Annotated in this window: 25 protein-coding genes; 11 read left to right on the top strand and 14 right to left on the bottom strand. The window is 57.7% G+C overall.

What is annotated here, in order from left to right; genetic code table 11:
* Positions 1–6 precede the first annotated feature (6 nt).
* The 9 genes from AC2FJ6_RS04890 to AC2FJ6_RS04850 form a co-directional block, all read right to left on the bottom strand.
* Complete coding sequence (locus AC2FJ6_RS04890) at positions 7–564, bottom strand: tetratricopeptide repeat protein (RefSeq protein ID WP_496668537.1); 558 nt, start codon at positions 562–564, stop codon at positions 7–9.
* A 50-nt stretch (positions 565–614) separates the two neighbouring features.
* Positions 615–1,601, bottom strand: a complete 987-nt coding sequence (locus tag AC2FJ6_RS04885; protein ID WP_170769979.1) for a type II secretion system F family protein — start codon at positions 1,599–1,601, stop codon at positions 615–617.
* Between the two features lie 10 nt (positions 1,602–1,611).
* Positions 1,612–2,580 carry a type II secretion system F family protein gene (locus AC2FJ6_RS04880; protein ID WP_170769980.1) on the bottom strand — a complete coding sequence of 323 codons (969 nt, stop codon included), beginning with the start codon at positions 2,578–2,580 and terminating at the stop codon, positions 1,612–1,614.
* Positions 2,581–2,592: 12 nt separating this feature from the next.
* Complete coding sequence (locus tag AC2FJ6_RS04875) at positions 2,593–4,035, bottom strand: TadA family conjugal transfer-associated ATPase (RefSeq protein ID WP_170769981.1); 1,443 nt, start codon at positions 4,033–4,035, stop codon at positions 2,593–2,595.
* A 24-nt stretch (positions 4,036–4,059) separates the two neighbouring features.
* Complete coding sequence (locus AC2FJ6_RS04870) at positions 4,060–5,295, bottom strand: CpaE/TadZ family protein (protein WP_170769982.1); 1,236 nt, start codon at positions 5,293–5,295, stop codon at positions 4,060–4,062.
* Between the two features lie 201 nt (positions 5,296–5,496).
* Positions 5,497–6,132 (bottom strand): OmpA family protein, encoded by a 636-nt coding sequence (locus tag AC2FJ6_RS04865; protein WP_170769983.1) that lies wholly within the window; start codon positions 6,130–6,132, stop codon positions 5,497–5,499.
* Between the two features lie 16 nt (positions 6,133–6,148).
* A complete protein-coding gene (locus AC2FJ6_RS04860) occupies positions 6,149–7,555 on the bottom strand; it encodes a type II and III secretion system protein family protein (RefSeq protein WP_170769984.1) in 1,407 nt (468 codons plus the stop codon).
* A gap of 190 nt (positions 7,556–7,745) precedes the next feature.
* Positions 7,746–8,627 (bottom strand): Flp pilus assembly protein CpaB, encoded by an 882-nt coding sequence (gene cpaB / locus AC2FJ6_RS04855; RefSeq protein WP_170769985.1) that lies wholly within the window; start codon positions 8,625–8,627, stop codon positions 7,746–7,748.
* 458 nt (positions 8,628–9,085) lie between these two features.
* Entirely contained in the window at positions 9,086–9,298 is a 213-nt protein-coding gene (locus AC2FJ6_RS04850; protein WP_170769986.1) for a Flp family type IVb pilin, read from the bottom strand.
* Positions 9,299–9,650: 352 nt separating this feature from the next.
* Between AC2FJ6_RS04850 and AC2FJ6_RS04845 the strand changes: the two genes are divergently transcribed.
* The gene (locus tag AC2FJ6_RS04845) at positions 9,651–10,511 is read left to right on the top strand and encodes a lytic transglycosylase domain-containing protein (RefSeq protein ID WP_170782871.1); all 861 of its coding nucleotides are present in this window, start codon (positions 9,651–9,653) and stop codon (positions 10,509–10,511) included.
* Positions 10,512–10,551: 40 nt separating this feature from the next.
* Here AC2FJ6_RS04845 and AC2FJ6_RS04840 read toward each other — a convergent pair whose 3' ends face one another.
* The 5 genes from AC2FJ6_RS04840 to tldD form a co-directional block, all read right to left on the bottom strand.
* Positions 10,552–11,178, bottom strand: coding sequence for a CoA transferase subunit B (locus AC2FJ6_RS04840; RefSeq protein WP_170769988.1), 627 nt, complete (start codon positions 11,176–11,178; stop codon positions 10,552–10,554).
* A complete protein-coding gene (locus tag AC2FJ6_RS04835; RefSeq protein WP_170769989.1) occupies positions 11,178–11,882 on the bottom strand; it encodes a CoA transferase subunit A in 705 nt (234 codons plus the stop codon). The genes AC2FJ6_RS04840 and AC2FJ6_RS04835 overlap by 1 nt, the downstream gene beginning before the upstream one ends.
* Before the next feature lie 91 nt (positions 11,883–11,973).
* Positions 11,974–14,592 carry a type I DNA topoisomerase gene (topA, locus tag AC2FJ6_RS04830; RefSeq protein WP_496668535.1) on the bottom strand — a complete coding sequence of 873 codons (2,619 nt, stop codon included), beginning with the start codon at positions 14,590–14,592 and terminating at the stop codon, positions 11,974–11,976.
* 142 nt (positions 14,593–14,734) lie between these two features.
* The gene (gene dprA, locus AC2FJ6_RS04825) at positions 14,735–15,862 is read right to left on the bottom strand and encodes a DNA-processing protein DprA (protein ID WP_496668533.1); all 1,128 of its coding nucleotides are present in this window, start codon (positions 15,860–15,862) and stop codon (positions 14,735–14,737) included.
* A 239-nt stretch (positions 15,863–16,101) separates the two neighbouring features.
* On the bottom strand, positions 16,102–17,523 hold the full coding sequence (gene tldD / locus AC2FJ6_RS04820) for a metalloprotease TldD (RefSeq protein ID WP_170769992.1): 1,422 nt from the start codon (positions 17,521–17,523) through the stop codon (positions 16,102–16,104).
* A gap of 176 nt (positions 17,524–17,699) precedes the next feature.
* Between tldD and coxB the strand changes: the two genes are divergently transcribed.
* The 10 genes from coxB (at position 17,700) to AC2FJ6_RS04770 (ending at position 26,194) form a co-directional block, all read left to right on the top strand.
* Positions 17,700–18,611: a cytochrome c oxidase subunit II gene (gene coxB / locus AC2FJ6_RS04815; RefSeq protein ID WP_170769993.1), complete on the top strand. Its 912-nt coding sequence runs from the start codon at positions 17,700–17,702 to the stop codon at positions 18,609–18,611.
* A gap of 73 nt (positions 18,612–18,684) precedes the next feature.
* Entirely contained in the window at positions 18,685–19,641 is a 957-nt protein-coding gene (gene cyoE, locus AC2FJ6_RS04810) for a heme o synthase (RefSeq protein WP_170769994.1), read from the top strand.
* Positions 19,638–19,799 carry a cytochrome c oxidase system small membrane protein gene (locus AC2FJ6_RS04805; RefSeq protein WP_170769995.1) on the top strand — a complete coding sequence of 54 codons (162 nt, stop codon included), beginning with the start codon at positions 19,638–19,640 and terminating at the stop codon, positions 19,797–19,799. Before cyoE ends, AC2FJ6_RS04805 begins: the two co-directional genes overlap by 4 nt.
* Positions 19,799–20,374 (top strand): cytochrome c oxidase assembly protein, encoded by a 576-nt coding sequence (locus tag AC2FJ6_RS04800; RefSeq protein WP_170769996.1) that lies wholly within the window; start codon positions 19,799–19,801, stop codon positions 20,372–20,374. The genes AC2FJ6_RS04805 and AC2FJ6_RS04800 overlap by 1 nt, the downstream gene beginning before the upstream one ends.
* Before the next feature lie 22 nt (positions 20,375–20,396).
* On the top strand, positions 20,397–21,212 hold the full coding sequence (locus AC2FJ6_RS04795; RefSeq protein WP_170769997.1) for a cytochrome c oxidase subunit 3: 816 nt from the start codon (positions 20,397–20,399) through the stop codon (positions 21,210–21,212).
* A 155-nt stretch (positions 21,213–21,367) separates the two neighbouring features.
* The gene (locus AC2FJ6_RS04790; RefSeq protein ID WP_170769998.1) at positions 21,368–22,045 is read left to right on the top strand and encodes an SURF1 family protein; all 678 of its coding nucleotides are present in this window, start codon (positions 21,368–21,370) and stop codon (positions 22,043–22,045) included.
* Entirely contained in the window at positions 22,042–23,430 is a 1,389-nt protein-coding gene (gene thrC / locus AC2FJ6_RS04785) for a threonine synthase (RefSeq protein ID WP_170769999.1), read from the top strand. The genes AC2FJ6_RS04790 and thrC overlap by 4 nt, the downstream gene beginning before the upstream one ends.
* Entirely contained in the window at positions 23,427–24,689 is a 1,263-nt protein-coding gene (locus AC2FJ6_RS04780) for a M16 family metallopeptidase (protein WP_496668531.1), read from the top strand. Before thrC ends, AC2FJ6_RS04780 begins: the two co-directional genes overlap by 4 nt.
* Positions 24,689–25,273 (top strand): GNAT family N-acetyltransferase, encoded by a 585-nt coding sequence (locus AC2FJ6_RS04775; protein WP_170770610.1) that lies wholly within the window; start codon positions 24,689–24,691, stop codon positions 25,271–25,273. Before AC2FJ6_RS04780 ends, AC2FJ6_RS04775 begins: the two co-directional genes overlap by 1 nt.
* Before the next feature lie 102 nt (positions 25,274–25,375).
* A complete protein-coding gene (locus tag AC2FJ6_RS04770) occupies positions 25,376–26,194 on the top strand; it encodes an MBL fold metallo-hydrolase (RefSeq protein ID WP_496668529.1) in 819 nt (272 codons plus the stop codon).
* The last annotated feature ends 9 nt before the right edge of the window (positions 26,195–26,203 follow it).

The following is a 26,203-nucleotide window of genomic DNA, read 5'->3' as shown; positions in this document are numbered from 1 at the left end:
CGTCCCTTACTGCTCTGGCTCTGGTTCCGGGAGCTTGCGCAGCGTGAATTGCCCGTCGCCTTGCTGCTCCAGTGTGTATTCTTTTTCTTCTGGAGTAGTATTAACAGGATTTTCCATTTTTGCGAGAGCTAAGCGCAGATTGTCCAGAATTGCGTCACTTTCGCCATTGTCCAACGCGAAGGCGCGCCGAAAGACCTGAGCGGCCTCAGGATATTCGCCTTTTTCGATCAGCAAAACGCCCAGATTGTTCCAGGCAACGGACCATTCAGGGTCCTCTTCAACCGCGCGGCGCAACAGGGTTTCAGCCGGCTTCAACTGCTTCAGACCCAGATTTGCAGTGCCCATACCGGTCAGGATTTCGGAGGTCATACCCTGATCCAGAGCTGCACGGGCAAAGGAATCCAAGGCAAGATCATATTCACCCGATACCAGCAGGCGATTGGCGACCACCAACGGATCCTCGGCCTCGCCATCTGGATCAAAACTAGGCGGGGTGAGGTTGTCACTCTGTGTCGTTTCCGTGCAAGAGGCCACCATGGTAAAAACCATGATGGCCTGCAGCATGCGGCGCACCCAGTTTGAGACGCCCCTGTTTGTGTTTTTCATCGGTTTTTTTAACCACTGCCAGTGTTTGCGAAATCCGAGATAGCTTTTGCCGAAGGACCGACCAAAATGACCAGCAACGGCGGCACCGTCAAAATCATTGTGGCAAGTGTCATTTTGGTTGGCAACTTGTTAGCGGCCTCTTCGGCCCGCATAACACGTTTGTCACGCATTTCGCTGGCATAAACCCGCAGGGCGTCTGCGATCGACGTCCCGAAAGTGGCCGACTGGATCATCACAGTCACGAACGAGTTGACATCCTGCACCCCGCACCGCGTCCCAAAGTCACGCAGAACGGTGTCTTTGTCCTTACCAGCCTTCAGCTCGTAGGCGACGACCTCGAACTCCTGCGCGATGTCAGGGTAGGAGGCTTTCATTTCGGACGCGACCCGGACGATGGCCTGGTCCAATGATTGGCCGGCCTCAACACAAACCAGCATCAAGTCCAACGTGTCAGGGAAGCCGGCTTCAATGGCACCCTGCCGCTCGGCGACGCGTCTGGTGATCCAATAGCGGGGCAGGAAGTAGAGAGCGGCCGCAGGGATCAAAACGCGAATGATCATCTGTTGCGAGGTGAACTCCTGGTCTCCGGCAAAAACGGTTACCAAAGACATACCGATCAGTAGGCCGACGATGCCCAGAGCGAATTGCGCAAAGTGGAAGAAGCGAACGGCGTCCTTGGACTGATACCCCGCCTGACGCAGTTTGAGCTGCATAGCAGAGAGTTCTTCTTCATTTTTCGGCTCCAGAAAGCTCGAAAACTTTTCAAGCTGTTCGTTGCGGCCTGCGGTGCGCAGTTTGTCGCGCTTGTCCTTCTTGCTCTTCTTCGGTGCCGCTTGCGAACGCTGCAACTTTTTCAGCGGATCTTCACGCTGATTCATCATCAACGGAATGGCGACAAGGATCATTAGTACCCCCAGCGCGCCCACGATGATCAACGGGCCGAATTCGCCGAGGTGTTCTGTGATCAAGTTATTGATATGGGTCAGGAATTCCATGGGGTCCTCCTCAGACCTTAATGTTTGTGAGAATGCGCATGACGATCAGGTTCACCGTGAGCATGATGCCAACAAAGAAGCATGCCGGGATAAACCAGGGATGGTCCAGAACCTCGTCATAGTATCCAGGGTCTTTCACCAGAATGAAGACCAGGCAAAAGACGGGGAAGCCGGACAGGAACTTACCGGACCATTTCGCCTCGGCCGTGATGGCTTTTACACGACGGAACAGACGGAACCGTGATCGAATGACAAGCGCCAAACCAGCAAGAACCTCGGCCAGGTTACCCCCGGATTGTTGCTGAATGCCGACGGCAACGGACAGAAAGCGCAGATCCTGCATGTCGAGCCGCTCGGCCAGATCCTTCAGGGCCTCGCCCACGTCGCGGCCATAGGCACATTCGTCCGCAATCACGCCAAACTCGGTTGCAAGCGGATCCTGAACCTCGTTCGCGACAATCTGGATGGTGGAGACGAACGGGTTACCGACCCGAAGCGAGCGTACCATCAGTTCCACAGCATCGGGCAATTGTTCTTCCAGCATGGCCATGCGCTTGCCGGCCTTGTGATTCACCCACGCATACACGCCTCCAACGCCGATAGCGATTGAGAGCGCAATACGCAGGACCACATCTGTAGCGGTTCCGATGCTCAACCCCATGAAGGCAAAGCCCGACACCAGGACCATGATCATGATCAGTTGCCGCGGCGAAAACGCAATCGCCGCCTTCTGCGCCTTGTCGGCCAGAAGCGAATAGAGCGGGATGCTCTGGGATTTCATGTGCTGCTGCATTTCCTTGCGCAGCTGTTCCAGAACCTGTTCGCGCCCGACACCTTTATCGAGCATGTCCAGACGTCGATTGACGCGGCTGTTTAAGCTGATGGATTTGCCAAAGGCGACCAGATAGATCCCTTCGACCAGTGCCAATACGGCGACGAAAATGACGACGTAAATAAGGGCCTCGACCGGCAGTTGCATGATGGGAACTCCTTACATTGTCGTCGGTTCATAGATCGCCGGGGGCAGGTCAAAGCCCCACAGACGGAACCGCTCGGAATAGTGGCTACGTACACCGGTGGCGGTGAAATGACCGATGATTTTGTTCTCGGGCGTCAATCCAACACGTTGAAATCTAAAGATTTCTTGCATCGATATGACGTCACCTTCCATTCCTGTGATCTCGGTGATCGAGGTCATTCGGCGCGAGCCATCCTGCAAGCGGCTGGCTTGCACGATCAGGTTCACAGCGCTTGAGATCTGGCTGCGGACCGCCTTGATCGGCATTTCGATCCCAGCCATTGCAATCATGTTTTCCAAACGCGAGATCCCGTCCCGGGCCGAGTTGGCGTGGATCGTGGTCATCGACCCGTCGTGACCGGTGTTCATGGCCTGCAACATGTCGATCACCTCGGCGCCACGCGTCTCGCCTACGATGATGCGGTCAGGGCGCATACGCAGGGCGTTTTTCAGACAGTCGCGCGGGCTGACTTCGCCTTTGCCTTCCACGTTGGGCGGGCGGCTTTCCATCCGGCCCACATGGGTCTGTTGCAGCTGAAGTTCCGCCGTATCCTCGATGGTCAGGATACGCTCGGCGTCATCGATAAAGCTGGACAGGGCGTTCAGCGTGGTCGTTTTACCCGAACCGGTACCTCCCGAGACGATCACGTTCAGCCGGGTCGACACGGCGGCTTGCAAATAGGCCGCCATTTCTTCGGTGAACGCGCCGAAATTGACCAGGTCGTCAATGCCCAGCTTATCCTTTTTGAACTTACGAATGGACACAAGCGAGCCATCCACCGCAATTGGCGGCACCATGGCGTTGAAACGCGAACCATCGGCCAGACGGGCGTCAACATACGGGTTGGATTCATCCACACGACGACCCACGGCGGACACGATCTTGTCGATGATCCGCATCAGGTGCTTTTCATCTTTGAACGTGATGTCGCTGATTTCCAGCTTACCATGACGTTCCACGAAAATCTGTTGCGGGCCGTTTACCAGAATATCGTTTACGGTATCGTCCTGAAGCAACGTTTCCAGTGGCCCAAGCCCGGTGACTTCGTCATATAGTTCTTTGTTCAGTTGCGAACGGTCATCGCGGTTGAGCACGATGTTCTTGTCTTCCAGAACCTCGCTGGCGATCGAGCTGATCTCGGCCCGCAGTTCGGCTTCGCCCGCATTCTCAAGGGCCGCCAGGTTCAGGTTCTCAAGCAGTTCACGATGCAACTCGATCTTGATCTCGCCCAACCGCTCCTTACGCTTGCGTTCCTTGTCACTTGCGACCGGCTCGGCGGTTTTTTTCTTGAGCGGACGCCGCGCGACCGCAGTCGCCGAAGCTGCTTTTTCCGGCGCCGGGGCAGGTGTCGCGGCTTGCGCCTTGATTGCTTCGACCGGCTGTCCGGCGGGCTGTTTCTTGTATCTTGAAAACACGTCGGATCCCCCTTTGGGATGATGTTACGCGGCCTCGGCGCTGCTGCTGCCAAGGGTGTGAAGTGACTTTGCCAGTTTTGCGATTTCCTTGCGCAATGGGTTCTTTGCTGCCGAATTGGCCAGCGGTAGACCGTGATCGCCGCTTTGCATCACCGGCTTGCCGCCGTCGGGCAGTTGCAGATCAATCGAAATACCCAGGCTTTCGCCCATACGTTTCACGCGGCTTTTACCGTTTAGATCAGTGAATTTCGGGGCCCGGTTCAGGGCAAACCGTAGCTTGTTGAAGGGCAGTTCCTCGGCCTGCAACGCGCGCTTGAGGCGCAGAGCGTTTTGGGCCGAGCGCATATCCAGCTCGATCAGGGCGAAATACACATGCGCGGCCTGAAGAACGGTTTCCGACCACTGCACCAGCGTACTCGGCATATCGACGATCACATAGTCAAAGTGCTTGCGCGCGGTATCAATCACGCGCTGGATGTCTTCGGGAGTGATCAGATCCAGCGGCACCATGTCCGAAGGGGCCGTCAGAACCTGCATCTTGTCTTCGTAGCTTTGCAGCGCTTGCGAGAAGACATCGTCATCCATCGAATCCGTGTCTGACAGCATCTCGAACACCGTTTCGCGACGCGGCAGGTCCAGATAGGTCGACACGGTGCCGAACTGCAAATCCAGATCCAACAGGCAGACCTTCGGGGTTTCCTTGTCCGATGCGGTTGCCAATTCCCAGGCAAGGTTGACGGCCATTGTCGTCGATCCGACGCCGCCAGCCAGCCCATGCACAACGAACAAAGCACCTTCTTTCGACTCGCCCTGCGTCAGCTGAACCGCAGCTTGTTGTGCGACAACGACGGGGTCAGGCTGATTCATGCGCGCGATTGCTTCTTGCAGTTCGCCTTCGGGAAGAGGGTAGGGAACAAATTCGTCCGCGCCCTTGCGCAGCAACTGATGCAGCGATGCCGGAGTCACATCTTCGGCAATAAGGACGACTTTGATTTTCTTTTCTTTAGCGCGCGAGATGATCTCGCCCATCTGGGTCAGGTTGTCCTCGTCTTCGCCGTCAATGGCCAATGCGACGAATTCCAGGTTGTCCGCCTCGGGCTGTCCAAAGAAAGCAAGTGCTTCCGCAAATCCCAGATCGCCCCAGCGCTCACCCAGAGCGGCTTCCATATCTTCGATGAGCAAGTCGAAATTCTGGACATCTCTGCTGATCGTGCAGGCCAGAATGGCGGTGTTATCATCTTGCGTCGTTGCGCTTGTCATTAACCCAATCCTCATCATGAGGGCAGCCATCCCGGCGAACGCAATCGTTCGATCAGGCTGGCTGTTGCCCTGCTGCGACCTTTTACGGCCGACTTCACCCAATTGTTGAAAATGTGGCTTGGAACTTAGGCAAGATTTAGGCGCAAAAGAACCAATTGTAGGGAATTGGGCGACGATGTCGCCCAATTCAAGTTTATTGTTTTATTCGCCGCCGTCGGAGGTGTCACCGAGGTTCGTTTCAGAGCGTAACTGGCTTTCATACGTCGCGCTTCCGACATATTCGCGGTAGATCACTTCGGCGTATTTACCGTCCAGAATCAGCGGGTTACCGTCCACAAAGCCGGAAACCTCTGTCACGGTCCGGCGGTTGCGGCGGTCCCTGTTCGGCGTGTCGATCAACGGACGTGTTTTGCCGAAGGATACAACAGCCTCAAGACGGGAGCGTGAAATGCCCTGTTGAGTCAGGAATGCCACTGCTGCGTTTGCCCGGCGTTGACCCAAGGCTTGGTTGTAAGCCTGAGAGCCGACCGCGTCTGTGTGACCGTAAACCCGGAAGCGCGCTTCTGGGAATTGTTTGATCCAAGCCGCTTGCCGCAACAGAATCCGCCGTGCCGATTCATCCAGCTGAGCGCTGTCGAAGGCAAAGTTGATCTGCGTCGGCACCTCGGCGGCGAATCTCTGACCCAGAATTTGAGCGTAGCTCAGGTCGCCGTTTAGGACACGCGTGTTGTGCAGTGTCGCATTTCCGAATGCGCCTTGGTCGATTTCATATCCGGCCTCTCGCGTACACGCGGTGACAGAGACCGAAAGACCCAGTGCGATTATCCACTTTTGCATTGGTCCTATACTCCTATCAATCCAGGACGTAGCCGTAAGAGCTACCGAAGTCCTGCTTGGCGACCTCGGAAGCCGCGCCGGCTCCGGCGGGTTCGGTTCGTGCGACACGGCCATTGATAAACAGATCAAATTCGCTGGGTGGTTTGACCCGATCTGTCGGCAATGCCAAAGCTTCGCCACGTGTGGGCGACACCAGGTGTGCTGTCACAATGATGACCAACTCACTTTGCGCACGCTGGTATTCCGCGCTGCGGAACAGGGCACCCAAAACCGGCACGTCGCCGATCCATGGAACCTGGCTGTTGATGTCGGTAAAGTCATCCTGAATCAGCCCTGCGATTGCGAAGCTCTCACCATCGCGCAGTTCAACAGTTGTGCTGGTTTGGCGAACGATGAAAGTGGGAACGTTGTCACCCTGGATTGTGAAATCCGAGCTTCCGTCAATGGCTGACACAGAAGCCGCCATTTCCAGATTGATAATGCCATCATCCAGAACATAGGGGATAAAGTCCATCTCGACGCCGAAGGCGCGATATTCGATCGCGATGACGCCATCGTCCTGCGGCACAGGAATCGGGACCTCACCACCGGCAAGGAAGGTGGCTTCCTGACCGGACAGGGCCGAGAGATTCGGTTCTGCCAGGCTGCGGGCCAGACCTTTGGATTCCAACGCTTCAAGCAGCAGGCGAACCTGAGTAGACCCTGCGCCAAATCCAAAGAGGATTGCGCCGGTATTCGTCTGAATGGCCGGGATGTTGTTGTTCAGCGCATTCGTCAGAGCCAAGCTGTTGTTCAGAGTGTTGAAACCACCCGTTGCGTCAGTCCCGGCAAAGCCCAGCGAAGCGGTCAGGCTTTTGGCAACCGACCGGTTCATCTCGGCAAAGCGAACTTTCAGCATCACTTGTTGAACACCACCGACCGACATCAGGTTGGACACACGTTCGGGCGCGTAGCGCTCGGCCAACTCCAATGCGCGGGCCAGTTTGCCGGAACTGGATACTGTCCCGGACAATACGATCCCGTCATTGGCAGTTCGTACTTCAATCCGCTCATTGGGAAGGATCTGACGCAGACGCTCTTTGAACTCCGATACATCCGGCGAAACCCGGACCCGAACATTCGCAAGCAAGTTACCTGCACCGTCGAACAATGTCAGAGTGGTCAGACCGGGCGCTTTACCCAATACATAGATCGTGCGATCCGAAAGCGACGAAATATCAGCGATGCCAGCGTTGGCAATGCTGAGCTCGGCGAACGGCTGCTCACTCTCAACAACAATGGCGCGGTTCATCGGGACATCCAGCGTTTCCGCTGTTCCCTTCTTTACCACGCGAAGACTTTCAGCCCAGGCGGTCTCACCGATTGAACTGATAACAAGCGTCAACCCCAGCAGGGTTGCGCTGATCCAAGAATATATTTTCATGTGACCTGCCTCTCCGATCACGCCTCGTTTTAGGTTTAGCACCTTATGCCTGTTAACCCTGCGCGAATTACGAATTTATTGCAATAATCAAGGGTTTCTGGAATTTTCCTTATGTGGACAATTCGCAACATCCAAAATGAAACAAGCCGCGCAGAGGCGCGGCCTGTCATCCTAAAGCGCTGATTTGGCGCTAGTTTGTGCAGGGTGTCACGATTCCGGTATCAAAGATTTCGGCGCCGCGACGGGTCTTAATCGTGCAGACTTCTTCGACGGCTGCAGGTGCCGCAGGAGCGGTCTCTTTGATTCCCAACAACTTGCGTTGGTCAACCTCGACGGCGCTTGCGACCGTCTCATCTTGTACGCCAACCAGAGCCAATGACAAACGGCCTGTGTTCTGCGCTTGCGCTAGGGCGGCAATCTGTTCAGGTGTAGCCGCAACAGTAACAGTACGCGCGATCGTTGCGCCAGCCAGATCTGATCCGGCGGTTTGGTCGACTGCAATCAACTCGATATTTGTCTGGATCAGACGAGTGATTTCGCCGTTGTTGCCGGCAATCGCACCGCTAAGAGAGCCGGTCCAATACACGTCGACCTTGTCGCTGGGGCGTAGGAAGCCCGAAACCCCCGAGGCCACGTCGACACGGATTGCGAACGCACGCATCCCTTTGGCAAGGCGCGAGGTCAGACCTGCTGCTTCGCCCGGCTCCGTCACTTTGACGGCCATCAAAGCTTCATCTTTTTCCATTGTCCTCAGGACAAAACGGTCGCCTTTTGCCGATTCCGGAAAAAATGCTGCCAATTCGGAAAAAGTGCCTTCGGGAATCGCATCTTCGGGCCATTTCACGACGCGCACATCTTCCTGGGCGATGCGCTCACCATATTTCAGGGCGCGTGTTGATACCAAAACGTCAACAGTCGGCACGGATTTGACATTCGCCAAAGCCTCTTCCGCCGCTCGTTTCTGTCGCTCCACTTCTGCCTGAGTCTGGGCGATATAGTCCCGCGCCAAGTAAACAGCGCCACCGGCCAAAGCCACCCCTATAATCAGGACTAGTCCAAATACTGCACGCATTCGTGTCCCCTCGTATCATTTTGTTGTCGTTTAATCGCCGATTGGATTTCGGCCATGCTCGACCTTGGGTATCGGTTAATTGTGTCGAAAAGAGGGACAATCCCGATAGTTTTTGCGTTTTTTTGTGCAGAGCTTACTCAAGCCTACACTGAACTTAAGAATCTGGGCTGTCCGAAAAATCCAGGTCTATTTCATGCACAACTACAGACGAGACCGCGGCGCCGTTTCTGGCGTCCAAGTCTTTTACTGGTTCCGCTATGTAAAGGCCGATGAAAGAAGCGAATCCAACAATCGCGGCGGTCAAAACAACCCAGTCGACCGTGACTGCTCCAAGTTCGCAATCCAAAAACTGTTTAAGTCTTTTTAGCATGTGGCACCATGGCAAGGACGCTTAAAAAAAATGGGGCCAAGCCTAACTAAGCATGACCCCACCGAATTTGTTTTCAACAGGAGTGGTATTACGGAGTAGTACCAAACGAAGTGTTGATGTCGGACGGAGTGTCAACCGTGCCAAGTGCGGTACCGACGTTGCGCGAAACAGTCGCGGTGCCGTCGCCGATCTGAGTGTAAGCAACTGCGGCCAGGCCAACGATAGCTGCGGTCAGAACGACCCAGTCAACTGTTACGGCGCCGTCTTCGTCTTTGCAGAAGTTCTTGATGAACTTGATCATGTTACGTCCCTCCTAAGGATCAAAATAGTTAAGTAAACCTCGGCGTCTTCCAGAGCTTTCTCTCTCAGTCCGCTCCCGACCGTCTCGGTATGGCATTATGTTTGACGGGCAGGCGTGGCAGGAATTGGGCCAAACCCCAAATTTTTTCGCTTAAGTTTAACTTTTTGATAACTTTCACGATAAGACACTGAAAATAAACAATTAAAATATTCTCTTTTGCTCAAGGATGTGAAATCTGCGATGCAAAATTGCGGCAAATGAGGCGAATCTGCCCCAATTCACGTTGTTTTTATGGCCTTAGCCGTCGATTCCGGGTTCATATCAGCCAAAAGAAATCCGTGAGGCGGGCAAAATGAATCTCCGGAATGTAATGCTGAGCGTCAGCTTGGCGGTTGCGACGATATTGGCTCCTGTTCAAGCGCTTGCGCAGACGCAAGAGCCAAGAGGTGTCTATAAACGTGTCAAAGCGCCAAAGCCGGGGACGCGCCCACGCGTGACCGTGCAGATAACACCTCAGGAACATGCGGCGGCTCCGTCCGCGCCCAGTACCGGGGCAGAGATTGAGGTGCCGGAGGTAATCGCTCGTACCCGCGTCGCACCTCCGGCCTTGCCGGGCGGGTCGGACAAACCGGTTGGGTCCTACAAAGCCTTCTGGGACAAGATATCTCCTGAATTGGCGCAGGCCCGGGCTGGCCGGTTGGAAGATGCGATGAATGCGCTGATCGCAATCAACGTGGCCTCCCCTCGGCTGCAGACCCTTCAGACCATTGCACAGCAGCAAGGGATTGAGATCCTGCGGCAGACCGTGGGCACTAATGTGTCGCCAGCATTGGTTTTGGCTGTGATCTCGGTGGAATCGGCTGGCCGGTCTGACGCGGTCAGTTCAGCAGGTGCACAGGGGTTGATGCAGCTTATGCCTGCCACGGCCAGGCGCTTTGGCGTCGAGGACAGTTTTCACCCCGGCCAGAACATCTCGGGTGGTGTGAAATATCTGGACTGGCTGATGAACGAGTTCGACAACGACCCGATTCTGGTGCTGGCAGGCTACAACGCAGGCGAGGGGTCGGTGCGCAAACATGCCGGGGTGCCACCGTTTTCCGAGACTCGGGACTATGTGCCCAAGGTGCTAGCGGCGTTTCAGGTGGCCCGCGCGCTTTGTTCCACGCCACCCCAATTCATTTCCGACGGCTGCGTGTTTCAGACGCTGAATTGAAATAGGCCCGCTTGAACCAGCGGGCCTTTTCATTGGATACTCAGTTGACGATATTGGCCTCGGTGGCGGCACGAATCTCGTCCTCGGTCACGCCCTCGGCGATCTCGACGATCTTGAGGCCGCCGTCGACCACGTCCATCACACCCAGATTGGTGATGATGCGGTTCACCACTTTTTTGCCTGTTAAAGGCAGGGTGCATTTCTTCAGCAACTTTGATTTGCCGTGCTTGTTGGTGTGATCCATCACTACGATCACGCGGCCCACACCGGCCACCAGATCCATCGCACCGCCCATGCCTTTGACCAGCACGCCGGGGATCATCCAGTTGGCCAGATCGCCTTCTTCATCGACTTCCATCGCGCCCAGAACAGCGGCGGCGATCTTGCCGCCCCGGATCATGCCAAACGACGTGGCGCTGTCGAAATATGCGGTGCGGGACAATTCTGTGATCGTCTGTTTGCCCGCGTTGATCAGATCAGGGTCTTCCTCGCCCTCGTACGGGAAGGGGCCCATGCCCAGCATTCCGTTTTCCGATTGTAGGGTAATGTCCTTGTCACCCACATAGTTCGCCACCAGCGTCGGAATACCGATGCCGAGGTTCACATACATGCCGTCCTCCAGCTCATCAGCCGCGCGGGCAGCCATTTGATTTCTATCCCACGGCATTATGCGTCCTCCTTCTTGCGAGTGGTGCGCTGTTCGATGCGCTTTTCGTGGCTGCCCTGAATGATGCGATGCACATAGATGCCGGGCAGGTGGATCGCATCGGGGTCCAGCGAGCCGCGGGGCACGATCTCCTCAACCTCGGCCACACAGATCTTGCCACAGGTGGCCGCGGGCACGTTGAAATTCCGGGCGGTCTTGCGGAACACCAGATTGCCGGTGTCGTCGGCCTTCCACGCCTTGACGATGGCGAGGTCGGCAAAAATGCCTTCCTCCATTATGTAAGTCTCGCCGTTGAAGTCCTTATGCTCTTTACCTTCGGCGATCACGGTGCCCACGCCGGTTTTGGTGTAGAAACCGGGAATACCGGCACCACCGGCGCGCATACGTTCGGCCAGAGTACCTTGCGGGTTGAACTCTAGCTCGAGTTCGCCGGCCAGGTACTGACGCATGAATTCGGCGTTTTCGCCAACATACGAGCTGATCATCTTCTTGACCTGCTTGGTCTGCAACAGAATGCCGATGCCGAAATCATCGACGCCTGCGTTGTTCGACGCAAAGGTCAGGTTCTGCGTGCCTGCCTCCTTGATGGCCTCAAGTAGCAGTTCCGGAATACCGCACAGGCCAAAGCCGCCTGCCGCGATGAACATGTCGTCATGCAGCAGCCCGTCCAACGCCTCGGCCGCGTTTGCATAGACTTTTTTCATGAAAAACTCCCCCAATGACATGGTGATGGGCAGGTTTTGCCGCCACGTCACGGGGAAGTCAACGAATCCAAGGGGGTGGTGGTATTTCTACCTAAGAGGCCGCCTTCTTGGTGGTTTTCTTGGCCGCTGCCTTTTTCTTGGGGGCAGCCTTCTTTTTAGTGCCTTTCTTGGCGGCGCGTTCATTGACCAGTTCGATGGCCATTTCCTGCGTCACGTCCTCGGGCTTGATATCCTTGGGGATGGTCGCGTTGACCTTTTCCCATTTGACATACGGCCCATAGCGTCCATCCAACACCTGCATCGCGCCGCCATCGGGGTGATCGCCCAACTCCTTAAGCGGTTTTGCCGCCGCCCGGCGTCCACGGCCCGGATTGGCGCGCTTTTCGGCCAACATCTCGACCGCGCGGTTCATGCCGATTTCAAAGACGTCATTGGGGTCTTTGAGGTTGGCATATACCGGCTTCGTCTCTTCCGGCATCTGGTGCATGATATAGGGCCCGAACCGTCCGAAATTCGTGCTGATAATGCCGCCCTCGGGGTGTTCGCCGATCTGGCGGGGCAAGGACAGCAGCGTCAGCGCCTTGTCCAGATCCATGTCATCCTTGCTCCACCCACGGGGCAGGGACGCACGCGGGGGTTTCTTGTTCTCGGGCGTTGGCTCGCCGCGCTGGACGTAAGGCCCGAACCGGCCGGATTTCAGCCAAATCTCATCGCCCGCATCTTCGCCCAGCAGGCGTTCATCGCCCTCAGCCCCTTCGCCCGCGATGGGGCGGGTATAGGTGCATTCGGGGTAGTTGCCGCAGCCGACAAACCCGCCGGTGCGCGAGGTTTTCAAGTGCAGTTGCCCCAAGCCGCATTTCGGGCAAACGCGGGGGTCGGAGCCGTCTTCGCGCGGCGGATACAGCTGGGGTGCCAGCGCTTCATCCAACTTGTCCAGTACTTCGGAAATCCGTAGCTCGGACGTCTCCCCAATCGCGGCTGAGAAATCGCGCCAGAACTTGCCCAACAGGTCTTTGTAGTCGCGTTCGCCAGCGCTGACATCGTCCAACTCGCCTTCCAGATTGGCGGTGAACTCATAGCCCACGTACTGACGGAAGAAGTTCAGCAAAAAGATCGTGACAATCCGGCCTTTTTCTTCGGGGATCAGCCTGTTCTTATCCTTGCGCACATATTCGCGGTCCTGAATCGTGGTCACGATCGAGGCATAGGTTGACGGACGCCCGATCCCTAGCTCTTCCATGCGTTTGACCAGCGTGGCCTCGGTATAGCGTGCGGGTGGTTGGGTATGGTGTTGCAGGGCCAGAACGGCCTCATTGTCGGACAGAACTGCGGCCTTGTCCTCGGCTTTCGAGAACTGATCCTTAAGCGAGGTCTTGGCGAACCGCGCCGGATCGCCCTGCATGATCTGCGGCAGGCGTTTATCGTCGTCATCGGCAACGTCGTCGCGGCCTTCTTCATAGACGCGCATGAAGCCGTCGAACATGACCACCTGACCGGTGGCACGCAAACCGACTTGGCCGTCATCGCTGCCGATCTCGACCGTGGTGCGTTCCAGCCGCGCGGCGGCCATCTGACAGGCAATCGTGCGCTTCCAGATCAGGTCATACAGCTTGCGCTGATCCTCATCCGTGACCTTGAGGTCGCTGGCATCGCGCGACATATCCGTGGGGCGAATACATTCATGCGCTTCTTGGGCGTTCTTGGCCTTGTTCTTATAGATACGCGGGCTGTCCGGCACATATTCTGCGCCATAGCGGTCGGTGATCGCGTCACGCGTGGCGGTCACGGCCTCGGGTGCCATGTCGATGCCGTCGGTCCGCATATAAGTGATGTAACCGGCCTCATAAAGCCGCTGCGCCACCTGCATCGCATGGCGCGCGCCCATGCCGAACTTGCGGCTGGCTTCCTGCTGCAGGGTCGAGGTCATGAACGGGGCCGAGGGGTTGCGCGCAGCTGGTTTCGCCTCAACCGAGGTCACGCTGAGCGCGCGGCTGGTGATGGCCTGAACGGCCAGTTCCGCCTGCGTGGCGTTCTTCAGATCGTGCTTGTCCAGCTTGTTCCCGGCCAGCGTAACCAGACGCGCCTCATAGGTCTGGCCGCGCGGGGTTTCGAACAGCGCTTTGACCGACCAGTATTCGACGGGTTTGAACGCCTCAATCTCCATCTCGCGCTCGACGATCAGACGCAGGCAGACGGATTGCACGCGGCCCGCCGATTTCGCGCCGGGCAGCTTGCGCCACAGGACGGGGGACAGATTGAAGCCCACCAGATAGTCCAGCGCGCGGCGGGCCAGATAGGCCTCGACCAGCGGCATGTCGACCTGACGCGGGTTCTGCATCGCTTCGGTCACGGCGTCCTTGGTGATGGCGTTGAAAGTCACGCGGCTGACCGGCGTGTCCTTTTTGATCGAGCGGCGCTTGGTCAGCGCCTCTTGCAAGTGCCAACTGATCGCCTCGCCCTCGCGATCGGGGTCAGTGGCGAGGATCAGGGCATTGTCTTCTTTCAGCGCGTCGGCGATGGCTTTGACATGCTTACGGCTGTCATTGCCGACCTCCCACTTCATCTCGAATTCGTGTTCGGGATCGACCGATCCATCCTTGGGCGGCAGGTCTCGAACATGGCCATACGACGCCAGAACCGTGTAGTCGGGGCCGAGGTATTTATTGATCGTTTTGGCCTTGGCAGGGGATTCTACAACAACTACAGGCATTTAGGGGAAAACCTCGCTCGACGAATTGGGCGCCTTCTATGATGGTGCAAAATGTGTAGGGCAAGAGCGAATTGTCAATGCGTTCCTTTGGTCATGGGAATTTGGGGGTGATTTCAAAACGATACGAGTGAAAAAAGGGCCCTCAAGTCGAAAGAGACAGCAACCCGCCCGGTTGACGTTGGATACGCCCTTCCAGCTCAAGATCCACAAGTGCGGGGCCGATTTCGCCCGCCGAGGCTGCGATGTCACGGATCAACTGATCCTCGGCAATTGGTGAGGGACCGAGGCGGGTCAGAATCGCCTTGTGCAAGGCGGCAGGCGGGGTTGGCTTTGTGATTGTTGGGGTACGCTGCGGCCGAGTAGCTGTGATCAGGTCACGCTGGGGCAGGGCTTCAATCACGTCTTCGGCCGAGCGCACCAAAGTCGCCCCGTCGCGGATCAACAGGTTGCATCCGGCGGCGCGGGCATCAAAGGGATGGCCGGGAACGGACAAAACCTCACGCCCCTGATCCAGCGCATCCCGCGCCGTGATCAGGCTGCCGGATTTGGCGGCGGCCTCGACCACGACAACCGCCTGCGCCAGCCCTGATATGATCCGGTTGCGGCGCGGAAAATGCCGGGCTTGCGGTGTCACGCCCATGGGCTGCTCCGAAACACGCAACCCGGATTCGGCGATTTTATGAGCGAGATCAGTATTCTCGGCAGGGTAGATCACATCGACGCCACCGGCCATCACAGCAACAGTACCTGTGTCCAGAGCGGCCATATGTGCTGCGGTGTCAATCCCGCGTGCCAGGCCCGAGACGATGACATGTCCCTGTTTGCCCAGATCCGTCGCCAGCCCCCGCGCCATCCGCGCGCCGAGTGACGAGCAATTGCGTGCGCCAACCATCGCCACTGCTGGGCGGTGCAATATCGACACGTCGCCGATGGCCCACAGCATCGGTGGGGCATCATTGAGATCGTTCAAAGCGTTGGGAAAGTCGGCGGACCCAAGGCACAAAAGCTGCGCTTTGGCAGCTTTTGCGGCCTTGAGTTCCGCCTCAATCACGCCGGGCGGGCACGTTTCATACCCTTCAATACCAGCAGCGCGTGCCATTTCGGGCAGCGCAGCCAGCGCATTCTGCGCTGAGCCATGTTCCCGCAGCAGCCGACGAAACGTCGCCGGACCAACCTTGCGAGAGCGCAACAGACGAAGCCAGGAAAACCGATCCTCTTCCGTGGTGGGTGGGAGTGTGGGGTGATAGGAAGAAAGCTGCTCTTCGGTCATCCGTTGCTCCGCCTGATTGCAGAACTGGTTTACGACTGTAGGGGTTAACAGCTTCTGAATCCTCTCAAATTTTTCTGGTATTTTTGCGATTTGATCTCGTGACAATGGCTAGTGTGTTGAAAAATAGCGAAAATATTTTTTCGCAACAATAGGGTCAACCAGATATTGCCCAAATCTATGCGTAGGATTTGAGGCGCTGTGTTAACCCTGTGCCTCAACAGATGAGCCACGATTCTAACTTAGGCCGCCGATCCGCCCACGGTCAGGCCGTCCATCAGAACGGTAGGTTGGCCAACGCCAACGGGCACCCATTGACCGTCCTTGCCGCAGGTGCCCATGCCGGGATCCAGCGCCATGTCATTGCCAACGCCACGAATACGGTTCAGCGCGGACGGGCCATCGCCAATCAACGTGGCCCCTTTCACCGGTGCGCCGATTTTGCCGTTTTCGACACGGTAAGCCTCGGTGCACGAGAAGACGAATTTGCCATTGGTGATGTCCACCTGACCACCGCCAAACCCGACCGCCCAGATACCGTCCTTGATGTCAGCGACTAAGGATGCCGGGTCGGCGTCGCCACCCAGCATAACAGTATTAGTCATGCGCGGCATTGGTTTGTGAGCATAGCTTTGACGACGGCCATTCCCGGTAGGGGCAACCCCCATAAGACGCGCGTTCTGGCGGTCCTGCATGTAGCCGGTCAGGATGCCATCCTCGATCAAAACGGTGCGCGAACTGGGCGTGCCCTCGTCGTCGATCGAGATCGAGCCACGCCGATCCGGGATCGTGCCGTCATCGACCACGGTCACGCCTTTGGATGCGATTCGCTGCCCCATGAGCCCGGCAAAGGCGGAACTGCCCTTGCGGTTGAAGTCACCCTCCAACCCATGACCGATGGCTTCGTGCAGCAGAATGCCGGGCCAACCAGGGCCAAGCGCGACCTCCATCACACCGGCCGGGGCGGGGATGGCGTCGAGGTTGACCAGCGCGATCCTCAATGCCTCTTGCGCCTTGTCCTGCCAGTCTGCCGGGTCGATCAGCCCGTCCAACCCAACACGACCGCCCCCACCGGCCGAGCCACTTTCGCGGCGACCGTTCTGCTCGACAATCACCGAGATGTTCAGCCGCGTCATCGGTCGCACATCGCGTACCAGCACGCCATCGGGGCGGAGAATCTCAACCTCCTGCACAGCGGCAGCGATGGTTGCGCTGACTTGTACGACCCGAGGGTCCAGATCGCGGGCAAAGGCATCGATCTCGCGCAGGGTTTCGATTTTGACCGGAAAACTGGCGGATTCTATTGGGTCCTCATCCGTATAAAGCCGCTTGTTCGTAGCGCGCGGAGCGTCCGCCAGCGTTCCTCCGCCATCCCCAACCGCCAAACGCGCGGTTTCGGCGGCTCGTTTCAAAGCGCCGATCGAAACATCGGTGGAATGCGCGTACCCAGCCACTTCGCCTTGCACCGCCCGCAGGCCGAACCCTTCGGACGCGTCATAAGACGCAGTCTTTAGCCGACCGTCATCAAAGACCAACGCTTCGGATTTGCGACGCTCGACAAACAGCTCTCCGTCCTCGGCCCCGGCGGTGGCAGATTGAAGGACCGCAAGGGCTTCGTCCTGTGGAAGAACGCTTTCAAACGGGCGAAACGGGTCGTTGGGCATCACTTGGGACCTTTCGGGTTTGATCCAGATCAAAAATAGCGTCTGTTTGACGCAAGCATTTTGCTTTATCTACCCGCAGGAATATGGTTTTTAACGCGGCTAAAGACAACGGGAGAGGTGCGACCGATTCACACCTTTTCGCCAGGGACGCAAAGATCAAACGATCAGGACAGAACATGAAGAATGCTTTGATGCTTTCGGGCTTTATGACAGCCCTCTCCAGCCTTCCGGCCATGGCTCAGGAGCTTGAGATTATTGGCAAACCGGTTGATGGTGGTATGGGCTTCCAGCCCGCCGTGACCGAGCTGGCCACCGGAATTCAGCGGCTGGACGGGATGATTCTGGTGATCATCACCGCGATCTGTCTGTTCGTGGCTGGTCTGCTGATCTATTGCATCGTGCGCTACAATGAACGCTCGAACCCTGAACCTGCGCGGTTCTCGCACTATACCCCGGTTGAGATCGCGTGGACGCTGGGCCCGATCCTGATTCTGGTCTTTATCGGTGCATTCTCGCTGCCGGTTCTGTTCAAACAGCAGGAAATTCCCGAAGGCGACGTGGTGATCAAGGTTGTCGGCAACCAATGGTACTGGACCTATGAATACGTCGACCACGACTTTGCATTCGACAGCTACCTGCTGGGCCATCCGGCCACGCTGGACGAAGGTGCACGCCCGGCGGATGCCGATGTGACCCCGTTTGTTCTGGATGATGCAATGCGCGCCAAGCTGGCAGATGCCGGTTACAGCGATGATGAGTGGCTGCTGGCCACCGACACCGCTGTTGTCGTGCCCGTGGGCAAGGTCATCGTTATGCAGGTCACCGCGTCCGACGTGATTCATTCGTGGACCATCCCGTCCTTTGGCGTGAAGCAGGACGGTGTGCCCGGTCGTCTGGCCGAGCTGTGGTTCCAGGCCGACAAGGAAGGTGTGTACTTCGGACAGTGTTCGGAACTGTGTGGCAAGGACCATGCCTATATGCCGATCACCGTCAAAGTGGTCAGCCAAGAAGCTTATGAGGAATGGCTGCAGGGTGCTCTGGAAGAGTATGCAGGTCAGCCTGACACCTATCAGGTTGCCTCGAACTAAGCCCTTTGCGGCCTAGGTTTTAACAAGTGGGCTGCGCGGGGATCGCGCAGCTTTTGCCCCCAAAGGACCGGACATGAGCGACGCAAGCATCAATGCCAGCCAAGTGACCGCCTCGGCGCACGCGGATGAGGCCAGCTTTGGCGATTATTTCGCCCTGCTGAAGCCGCGCGTGATGACACTGGTCGTGTTCACGGCCTTGGTGGGTCTGCTGGCAGCACCGGTGCCGGTGCATCCTTTTGTCGGGTTCTGTGCCATTCTTTTCATCGCCATCGGCGGCGGCGCGTCTGGCGCGCTGAACATGTGGTGGGATGCGGATATTGATCGGGTGATGAAACGCACCAAGGGTCGACCGATTCCGGCGGGTAAAGTGCAGGAAGGCGAAGCGCTGTCGTTGGGATTGGCGCTGTCGGGCCTGTCGGTGATCATGCTGGGGCTGGCGACCAACTGGTTTGCTGGTGCGTTTCTGGCGTTCACCATCTTCTTCTACGTCGTCGTCTACACGATGTGGCTGAAACGCTCGACGCCTCAGAACATTGTGATCGGTGGCGCGGCAGGGGCCTTCCCGCCGGTAATCGGGTGGGTCGCGGCCACGGGCACGATGTCGATTGAGCCTTGGCTGATGTTCACCCTGACCTTCATGTGGACCCCGCCGCATTTCTGGGCGTTGGCGCTGTTCATGCGCTCGGACTATGACGACGCAGGCGTGCCGATGCTGACCGTGACTCATGGCCGCCGCGCGACGCGCAGGCATATCCTGGTTTACACGGGCCTTCTGGCGCTGCTGGCTGTTGGAACGGCATTCTCGGGCATCGGTGGTCCTGTCTATCTGACCGTCGCTATAGTGATGAACGCCTTGTTCCTGCGCGGTGCATGGGCAATTGCGCGCCGGACCGAGGACGACTCGGAAGCAGATAATTTCAAGGTCGAGCGGTCGTTCTTCAAACTGTCCCTGCTGTACCTTTTCCTGCACTTCGGCGCGATTCTGGTCGAAGCGTTGCTGAAACCCTATGGGCTGGGAGGCTGGTCATGAGCCTGCGCAAAAGCCACGAACTGCACGAACGTCGTTTTAGTCGCAATCTGGGCGTAGGCCTGACGCTGGCGGCGTTCATCGTGATCATTTTCGGTCTGACGATCGTCAAAGTCTCGGGCACCGATTTCAACATGGCGAAGCAAGAGGTACAGAACTGATGGCGCTGTCTGGTCCTCAAAAGACGGTTGTTCAAACTGTGGGCGTCGTGGTGCTGATGGGCAGCCTCGCCTGGGCTGCGGTGCCGTTTTATGACTGGTTCTGCCGCGTCACCGGGTTTGGCGGCACCACAGGTGTGGCTGAAGCCGCGCCCGAGGATATTCTCGACCGCACCGTCACCGTCCGCTTCGACGCGTCAAAGGCCAAGGACATGGCGTGGGAGTTCAAACCGGTCGAACGTGAGATGGAAGTACGCATCGGTGAGATCGGGTTGGCCTTTTACGAGGCTTATAACCCGACGGACCGACCAATTGCGGGGCAGGCATCCTACAATGTCGCTCCCTATTCGGCCGGCGGCTATTTCCAGAAAATCGCCTGTTTCTGCTTTGAAGAACAGGTCCTGCAGCCCGGCGAGCGGGTTCAGATGCCGGTAAGCTTTTTCGTCGATCCTGAGATGGTCGAGGATCTGGAAGCGAAATATGTGCATACGATCACGCTGTCGTATACATTCTACGAAATTGACCTGCCCGAGGGCTATGCCGCCCTTGATGCGCAGGCTGATACAAACACGAACTAATGCCTTTAGGTGAGGGACGCTGATGGCACACGCTAAAAACCACGATTATCACATTCTGGCCCCGTCGATCTGGCCGCTGATCGGCGCCGTTGGCGGCTTTGTGATGCTGTTCGGAGCCGTCCTGTGGATGCACGGCGTCACGTCGTTCATGTTCTGGATGGGTCTGGTTGCCGTTCTATACACCATGTTCGCCTGGTGGTCCGAAGTGGTGGCCGAAAGCCGCGCGGGCGACCACACGCCGGTGGTGCGCATCGGCCTGCGCTATGGCTTCATCCTGTTCGTGATGTCCGAAGTGATGTTCTTTTTTGCCTGGTTCTGGTCGTTCTTCAAACATCGCATGTATCCGATGTACGACTATGCCGGAACCGAGTACATCCAGCCCGATATCCATGCGGTTGACCCGTTCCACCTGCCGCTGATCAATACCTTGGTCCTGTTGCTGTCGGGCTGTGCGATCACATGGGCGCACCACGCTCTGGTTCACAACAACGACCGCAAGGCGTTGGTGCAGGGTCTGGCTATTGGTATTGTGCTGGGTATTGCGTTCACCGGCTTGCAGGCGTTCGAGTATTATGAGCTGCTGGCGCATGAAGGCTGGGAATTCGGTGGCGACCAGTTCTATTCGAACTTCTTCATGGCAACCGGTTTCCACGGCGCGCATGTGATCATCGGGACGATCTTCTTGAGTGTCTGCCTGATCCGAGCACTGAAGGGCGATTTCACACCTGAAAAACACGTGGGATTTGAGGCCGCCGCTTGGTACTGGCACTTTGTGGACGTCGTCTGGCTGTTCCTTTTCTTTGCCGTTTATATCTGGGGTCAGGCTCCGCTGTTCTGATCCGCTCAGATAGGTAAATTGCAAAAGCCGCCCCGAGGGGCGGCTTTTTCTCGATCGGGGGCGCAAGATTGCGCCCCATACAATTGCGTGGTTGCAATCGGGATTACGCTGCCCTTAACAAGACGCCGGTTTCTGTAACAAGGTTTCACCTGACTATGCGCCGCATTTTGTTCCTGCTGATCTTCGGGCTTGCCGGTCTGGGCGTGCTGCTGTCGCTGGGCGTCTGGCAGGTGCAGCGTTTGGCCTGGAAAGAAGGCGTTCTGGCCGAGATCGACTCGCGCATAGCAGCAGATCCTGTGGACCTGCCGTCGAGCGTTTCCGAAGACACCGACAAATACCTGCCGGTGACAATCTCGGGCGATATGGAGCCGGGGGAGATCCACGTTCTGGTCTCGGTCAAGCAGGTCGGGGCGGGCTATCGGATCATCCAGTCGTTCAGCACCGAGGATCGGACTATTTTGGTGGATCGCGGCTTTGTGCCCACCACGGCGAAACTGGTCGAGCGACTGACCGGGCCAATGACCGTAACCGGCAACCTGCATTGGCCGGATGAGATCGACAGCTACACGCCAGAACCTGATATCGACAGCAATATCTGGTTCGCCCGCGATGTGCCCAATCTGGCCGCAGCTTTGGGGGCCGAGCCCATTCTGCTGATCGCCCGGTCTGAGACCGATCCGGGCGTGACGCCTCTGCCGGTGGATACGGCAGGCATCCCGAACGATCATCTACAATACGCAATCACATGGTTTGGTCTGGCTCTGGTCTGGGCCGCGATGACCGGTTATTTCCTGTGGCGCAACCGCGCCCCTGCACAGAGTGAAGAGCAATGAAATATATCTCGACCCGAGGCCAAGCGCCGGAACTGACTTTTGAAGAGGCGATGCTGACCGGCCTTGCCCGTGATGGCGGCTTGTACCTGCCCGCTGAGATTCCGGTGATGAGCCATGATGAGATCGCCGCTCTGGCCGGTCTGCCCTATGAAGAGATCGCGTTCCGTGTGATGTGGCCCTATGTCAGCGGCTCGTTCACCGAGCAGGAGTTCAAGGACATCATCGCCCGCGCCTACGAAGGCTTTGGCCATGACGCCCGCGCTCCGCTAAAGCAGCTGAACGAAAACCACTTCCTGCTGGAACTGTTCCACGGCCCCACTCTGGCCTTCAAGGACTTTGCCATGCAGCTGATTGGTCAGCTGTTCCAGGTGGCGCTGAAGCGGCGCAATGACCGTGTGACCATTGTAGGTGCAACCAGTGGCGATACCGGATCAGCCGCGATTGAGGCGTTTCGCGGACTGGACGCGGTGGATGTGTTCATACTGTTTCCGCATGGCCGCGTGTCCGAAGTGCAACGCCGCCAGATGACGACGCCCGCTGACAGCAATGTCCATGCGTTGGCTGTGGATGGCGATTTTGACGATTGTCAGGCCGCGCTGAAGGATATGTTCAACGATTTTGACTTCCGTGACGGTGTCAAGTTGGCTGGTGTGAACTCGATAAACTTTGCTCGGGTGCTGGCACAAATCGTCTATTACTTCTCGGCGGCTGTCAGTGTTGGCGCGCCGCATCGCAAGGTCAGCTTTACCGTGCCCACCGGCAATTTCGGCGACATCTTTGCGGGCTATCTGGCCAAACGCATGGGGCTGCCCATTGATCGTCTGGTTGTGGCGACCAACCAGAACGACATCCTGCATCGCTGCCTGTCGGGCGAGGGGTATTTCAAGGGCGACACTATCCCGTCGATCAGCCCGTCGATGGACATTCAGGTCAGCTCGAACTTTGAACGGGCGCTTTACTACGCATATGGCGAGGATGGCAGCGCCGTGGCGCAGTTGATGGATGAGTTGAAACGCGGGGGTTTCAACGTCAGTCAGGGCGCGATGGAGGCCCTGCGCGAAAGCTTCGACTCGGGACGTGTGTCCGAGGATGAAACGCTGACGACAATCAAACACACGCTGGCCCACAGTGCCGAACTGGTCTGCCCGCACACTGCCGTTGGAATTAAGGTCGCCGAAGAACAACGCGCAGTGGCGGTTCCGATGATCACTCTGGCCACCGCCCACCCGGCGAAATTCCCGGCAGCGGTCGAGAAGGCAAGCGGGGAACATCCGCCTCTTCCATCCCGCATGTCTGATCTGTATGAACGTCCGGAACGGGTGACACGGATTGCCAATGATCTGGGTGCCCTCGAGGATCATATCAAAGGGCATATCGCCGAGTGACTGTCAGACAAGACCAGCTGAAGAACGGATTTCGGATCGTCAGTGAGAACATGCCGGGGCTGCAATCTGCGGCCATCGGCATCTGGGTGACCGCGGGTGCGCGGAACGAGCGGATCGAACAGAACGGCATTGCGCATTTCCTTGAGCATATGGCGTTCAAGGGAACCGAGCGACGTTCGGCTTTGCAAATCGCCGAGGCGATCGAGGATGTGGGCGGCTATATCAACGCCTACACCTCGCGCGAGGTGACGGCCTATTATGCGCGTGTTCTGCAAGATGACGTAGCGCTGGCGATGGACGTGATCGGCGACATCGTTCTGAACCCCATCTTCGACCCGCGCGAGATCGAGGTCGAGCGCGGCGTGATCCTGCAAGAGATCGGTCAGGCTTATGACACGCCCGACGACGTGATTTTCGATTGGCTGCAAGAGCAGAGCTATCACGACCAACCTCTGGGCCGTACCATTCTGGGACCGTCCGAACGGGTCAGCGCGTTTTCGCGCGAGGACTTGTCGGGTTTCGTGGCTGAACACTATGGCCCTGAGCAGATGATCCTATCTGCGGCTGGCGCCGTGGATCATGACGCGCTGATGAAAATGGCCGAAGAGATGTTTGGCCATCTGCAACCGCGCAAGGGATTGATTGCAGAAGCCGCGAAGTTCACCGGCGGCGAAGCGCGACAGGAGAAAGAGCTGGAACAGGCGCATTTTGCGCTGGCGTTGGAAAGCCCCGGCTACCGTGATGATGCGATCTATACCGCGCAGATTTACTCGACCGCTTTGGGTGGGGGTATGTCATCGCGCTTGTTCCAGGAGGTGCGCGAGACACGCGGGCTCTGCTATACGATCTTTGCGCAAACCGGGGCCTATGCGGATACCGGAACGACCACGATCTATGCAGGTACGTCAGCCGATCAGGTGGGCGAGCTGGCGACGATCACAATCGACGAGATGAAGCACGCTGCCGAAGATATGAGCCCCGAAGAGGTCGCCCGTGCGCGTGCGCAGATGAAGGCCGGAATGCTGATGGGGCTTGAAAGCCCCTCGAACCGGGCTGAGCGTCTGGCGCGGTTGGTGCAGATTTGGGGCCGGGTGCCCTCGCTTGAAGATACCGTAGCCAAGATTGATGCGGTCAGCACCGAGGACGTGCGTGCCTTTGCCGAAACCATGGCGATACAGGCCCCGGCGGCGCTGGCGCTATATGGTCCGGTCTCGGGCGCGCCCACATTGGCGGAATTGCAGGAGAGGCGCGCGGCGTGATGCTTCTGGGCCGACGCAAGCTGAAACTTGAGACAGCGCGCCTCAGCCTGCGCCCGCCGGTGCATTCCGATTTCAACGACTGGGCGGCGCTGCGGCGGGCCTCAAAAGAGTTTCTCACCCCGTGGGAGCCGATCTGGGCCAAGGACCACCTAAGCCGCAAGTCTTTTACCAACCGGGTTTATTGGGCGCAGCGCTCGGTCGCGAGCGGGACGGCGATACCGCTGTTTCTGTTCCGGCGCGAGGATGACCGGCTGGTCGGCGCGATCACGCTGGATAATATTCGGCGGGGTCCTGCGCAGGCGGGAACGCTGGGGTATTGGACCGGGCAGGCCTATGCGCGGAACGGCTATATGCGCGAGGCGATCGGGGCAGTTGTGCATCATGCCTTTACGCGCTTGGATCTGAGCCGGATCGAGGCGGCGTGTTTGCCCGAAAACAAGCCCTCGCGCGGGTTGCTGGAGCGGTCAGCCTTCAAATATGAGGGCGTGGCGCAATCCTATTTGCAGATCAATGGACGTTGGCGGACGCATGTTCTGTATGCGTGCCTGCGGTCGGACCGTCGCGGCAGGACCGACGCGGGCTAGGGGGCTCTGCCCCCGTCGCGGCAAGCCGCGCCTCCCCCGAGGTATTTTTGAACAGAAGAACAAGGGGCATGACTTGCGGCGCATCTGCGCTAGTATCGGGTTATGCGCTGGGTGGTTGCGATATTGTTGGTGATTTCGGGTGGGGCTGCGGCGCAGGAGCGGCGGCCAAGCCATTGTATTGCCATTGCGGATGCCGCACCTGGAATTGAGTATGTTCACAAAGCCGCCTGGACGGACCCGGTGCCGGAGTTTTCGATGCGGATCAGCTATGTCGCCCATGCCTCGTTTCTGATTCAGACGCGGGGCGGGTTGAATGCGGTGACGGATTTCACAGGGTTTATTGGCAGTGCCGATCTGATCCCGGATGTGGTCACGATGAACCATGCTCATAGCACCCATTGGACGGCGCATCCCGACCCGGCGATTCCGCATGTCTTGCCCGGTTGGGGGGAGTTCGGGCAGGGGATCGAGCATCATCTGGATTTGGGTGAGATGCTGGTGCGCAATGTCTCGACCGACATTCGTTCGGTCTATGGCGGGGTTGAGGAGCGCGGAAACTCTATCTTTGTTTTCGAAATCGAGGGGCTGTGCATTGGCCATCTGGGGCATTTGCATCATGTCCCGTCGGACGAACAATTCGCAGCCTTGGGGCGGCTGGACGTGGTCATGGCCGCGGTAGATGGGGGCACGACCATGCCGCTGCCCGAGATGATTGAGGTGCTGAAGCGGTTGAAAAGCTCGGTCATTATTCCGATGCATTGGTTTTCGGGCTTTTCGCTGGATCGGTTTCTGGTCGATATCCGGGATGAGTTCCCGGTTGAGCGGGATGGTATCTCGGAATTGACTGTGTCGCTGCGCACATTGCCGGATCGGCCGACGGTGGTGGTGCTGGAGCCGCAATACTTGATTGAGCTTGAATAGGGCTTGTCG

This window comes from Ruegeria sp. CDSA089, from assembly GCF_059612205.1.
Note: the sequence above shows the minus strand (reverse complement) of the source record. Positions and strands in the feature narration are given on the sequence as shown.

Bases quoted from the DNA above. Each gene is read 5' to 3' on its own strand.
- AC2FJ6_RS04890 (WP_496668537.1), bottom strand. From the start codon at position 564: ATGCTGCAGGCCATCATGGTTTTTACCATGGTGGCCTCTTGCACGGAA.
- AC2FJ6_RS04885 (WP_170769979.1), bottom strand. From the start codon at position 1,601: ATGGAATTCCTGACCCATATCAATAACTTGATCACAGAACACCTCGGC.
- AC2FJ6_RS04880 (WP_170769980.1), bottom strand. From the start codon at position 2,580: ATGCAACTGCCGGTCGAGGCCCTTATTTACGTCGTCATTTTCGTCGCC.
- AC2FJ6_RS04870 (WP_170769982.1), bottom strand. From the start codon at position 5,295: ATGACAAGCGCAACGACGCAAGATGATAACACCGCCATTCTGGCCTGC.
- AC2FJ6_RS04865 (WP_170769983.1), bottom strand. From the start codon at position 6,132: ATGCAAAAGTGGATAATCGCACTGGGTCTTTCGGTCTCTGTCACCGCG.
- AC2FJ6_RS04860 (WP_170769984.1), bottom strand. From the start codon at position 7,555: ATGAAAATATATTCTTGGATCAGCGCAACCCTGCTGGGGTTGACGCTT.
- cpaB (WP_170769985.1), bottom strand. From the start codon at position 8,627: ATGCGTGCAGTATTTGGACTAGTCCTGATTATAGGGGTGGCTTTGGCC.
- AC2FJ6_RS04850 (WP_170769986.1), bottom strand. From the start codon at position 9,298: ATGATCAAGTTCATCAAGAACTTCTGCAAAGACGAAGACGGCGCCGTA.
- AC2FJ6_RS04845 (WP_170782871.1), top strand. From the start codon at position 9,651: ATGAATCTCCGGAATGTAATGCTGAGCGTCAGCTTGGCGGTTGCGACG.
- AC2FJ6_RS04840 (WP_170769988.1), bottom strand. From the start codon at position 11,178: ATGCCGTGGGATAGAAATCAAATGGCTGCCCGCGCGGCTGATGAGCTG.
- AC2FJ6_RS04835 (WP_170769989.1), bottom strand. From the start codon at position 11,882: ATGAAAAAAGTCTATGCAAACGCGGCCGAGGCGTTGGACGGGCTGCTG.
- topA (WP_496668535.1), bottom strand. From the start codon at position 14,592: ATGCCTGTAGTTGTTGTAGAATCCCCTGCCAAGGCCAAAACGATCAAT.
- dprA (WP_496668533.1), bottom strand. From the start codon at position 15,862: ATGACCGAAGAGCAGCTTTCTTCCTATCACCCCACACTCCCACCCACC.
- tldD (WP_170769992.1), bottom strand. From the start codon at position 17,523: ATGCCCAACGACCCGTTTCGCCCGTTTGAAAGCGTTCTTCCACAGGAC.
- coxB (WP_170769993.1), top strand. From the start codon at position 17,700: ATGAAGAATGCTTTGATGCTTTCGGGCTTTATGACAGCCCTCTCCAGC.
- cyoE (WP_170769994.1), top strand. From the start codon at position 18,685: ATGAGCGACGCAAGCATCAATGCCAGCCAAGTGACCGCCTCGGCGCAC.
- AC2FJ6_RS04805 (WP_170769995.1), top strand. From the start codon at position 19,638: ATGAGCCTGCGCAAAAGCCACGAACTGCACGAACGTCGTTTTAGTCGC.
- AC2FJ6_RS04800 (WP_170769996.1), top strand. From the start codon at position 19,799: ATGGCGCTGTCTGGTCCTCAAAAGACGGTTGTTCAAACTGTGGGCGTC.
- AC2FJ6_RS04795 (WP_170769997.1), top strand. From the start codon at position 20,397: ATGGCACACGCTAAAAACCACGATTATCACATTCTGGCCCCGTCGATC.
- AC2FJ6_RS04790 (WP_170769998.1), top strand. From the start codon at position 21,368: ATGCGCCGCATTTTGTTCCTGCTGATCTTCGGGCTTGCCGGTCTGGGC.
- thrC (WP_170769999.1), top strand. From the start codon at position 22,042: ATGAAATATATCTCGACCCGAGGCCAAGCGCCGGAACTGACTTTTGAA.
- AC2FJ6_RS04775 (WP_170770610.1), top strand. From the start codon at position 24,689: ATGCTTCTGGGCCGACGCAAGCTGAAACTTGAGACAGCGCGCCTCAGC.
- AC2FJ6_RS04770 (WP_496668529.1), top strand. From the start codon at position 25,376: ATGCGCTGGGTGGTTGCGATATTGTTGGTGATTTCGGGTGGGGCTGCG.